This window comes from Luteibacter sp. P4_E6, assembly GCF_056401535.1.
The window spans coordinates 1-1526 of sequence record NZ_JBFUJE010000745.1; the positions used below are offsets into that span (position 1 = coordinate 1).

Here is a 1526-nt window from a genome sequence, read left to right on the forward strand (position 1 = left end):
GTGGGCCTCCTGGCCAACCTGGTCAGCGGCATGGATGCGGCACGCGATATCCCGCAGATCGAGTTCGCGGCGGGCGACGATACCGTCGCCCTGGTGTTCCGTCATCTGTCGCCCTTGTCCGACCGCGATCGCGCCGCCCTGGTGGCTTTCGGTAGCGAGCACGGTTTCGCCATCTACCTGCAATCCGGCAACCAGAGCAGCGTTCATCCGATCTGGCCCGAGGCACCGCGGCTATCGTTCGCCGTCCCGGCCGACAACATCGAACTGGAGTTCCTTCCGCTGGATTTCGTCCAGGTCAATGCGGAGATGAACCAGCTCATGCTGGCGCGGACGATGGAGCTGCTCGACCTGCAGCCGACGGACAGGGTGCTCGATCTATTCTGCGGGCTGGGTAACTTCACCCTTCCGATGGCCCGTCATGCGGCCGAGGTGGTCGGCGTCGAGGGCGAGCACGGTCTGGTCGAGCGTGCCGCGGCCAACGCCGCACGTAATGGACTGGCGAACGTTTCGTTCCGCGTGGCCAACCTGTTCGACGACCAGCGCTCGGCGCCCTGGGCCAGCCAGGCCTGGGACAAGATCCTGCTCGATCCGCCCCGTGCCGGTGCCGACAAGGTATTGGAGTACTTGCCACGCAAGGGCACGAACCGGATTGTCTACGTGTCCTGCCATCCGGGATCGCTGGCTCGCGACGCCGGTATTCTCGTGGCGAAGCACGGCTTCAGACTGGTGTCGGCGGGGGTAATGGACATGTTCCCGCACACCGCGCACGTGGAATCCATCGCGCTGTTCGAGCGCGGCTGAGACAACGGGAGACCCATGGGTATCGAGATCGAACGCAAGTTCCTGCTCGCCAGCGACGACTGGCGTGCCATCGTGGTCCGCAGCGAACGAATCGCCCAGGGCTATCTGTCCGGGTCCGCGGCGATCCAGGCGGGCGTGGTGAAGTGCTCGGTACGCGTGCGGATATCGGGCGAGCTTGCGTGGCTGAACATCAAGTCGGCCACGCTCGGCATATCGCGCCAGGAATTCGAATACCCGATTCCCGTGACCGATGCCGAACGCCTGCTCGCCGAACTCTCCGATGGCGTGCTCGAGAAAGTTCGTCATCATGTCATGCTCGACGGTACACACTTCGAGATCGACGAATTCCTCGGCGCGAACGCGGGGCTCATCGTCGCCGAAGTGGAGCTGGCGCATGCCGATGCCGCATACCCGACGCCGGGCTGGCTCGGTCTTGAGGTGAGCGAGCATGTGCGCTATTTCAACGTCAATCTGATCGACCGGCCTTACGCGCTCTGGTCGTCGGCCGAACGGGAAGGGAAGGAGGACGCAGCATGCTGATCATCGGTCTGTCCGGTACCGAGCTGGCTCCGCACGAGCAGGGGCGCCTCACGGCTCATGGCGTCTCGGGTGTCATCCTGTTTTCGCGCAACTTCGCTTCGCGCGAGCAGGTGACCCGCATGATCGAGTCGATCCGTGCGGTGGCGGGGGAGGACTTCCTCGTTTGCGTCGACCAGGAAGGCGGT

General features: G+C 64.3%; 2 protein-coding genes and 1 pseudogene. All 3 read left to right on the forward strand.

What is annotated here, in order from left to right:
- On the forward strand, positions 1–801 hold an 801-nt coding region (gene rlmD, locus AC1DT2_RS23045), incomplete at its 5' end, for a 23S rRNA (uracil(1939)-C(5))-methyltransferase RlmD (protein WP_477298998.1).
- 15 nt (positions 802–816) lie between these two features.
- A complete protein-coding gene (locus AC1DT2_RS23050) occupies positions 817–1341 on the forward strand; it encodes a CYTH domain-containing protein (RefSeq protein ID WP_477298999.1) in 525 nt (174 codons plus the stop codon).
- Positions 1335–1526, forward strand: a pseudogene (locus AC1DT2_RS23055) (beta-N-acetylhexosaminidase); the annotation flags it as partial. The gene AC1DT2_RS23050 and the pseudogene AC1DT2_RS23055, both read left to right, overlap by 7 nt.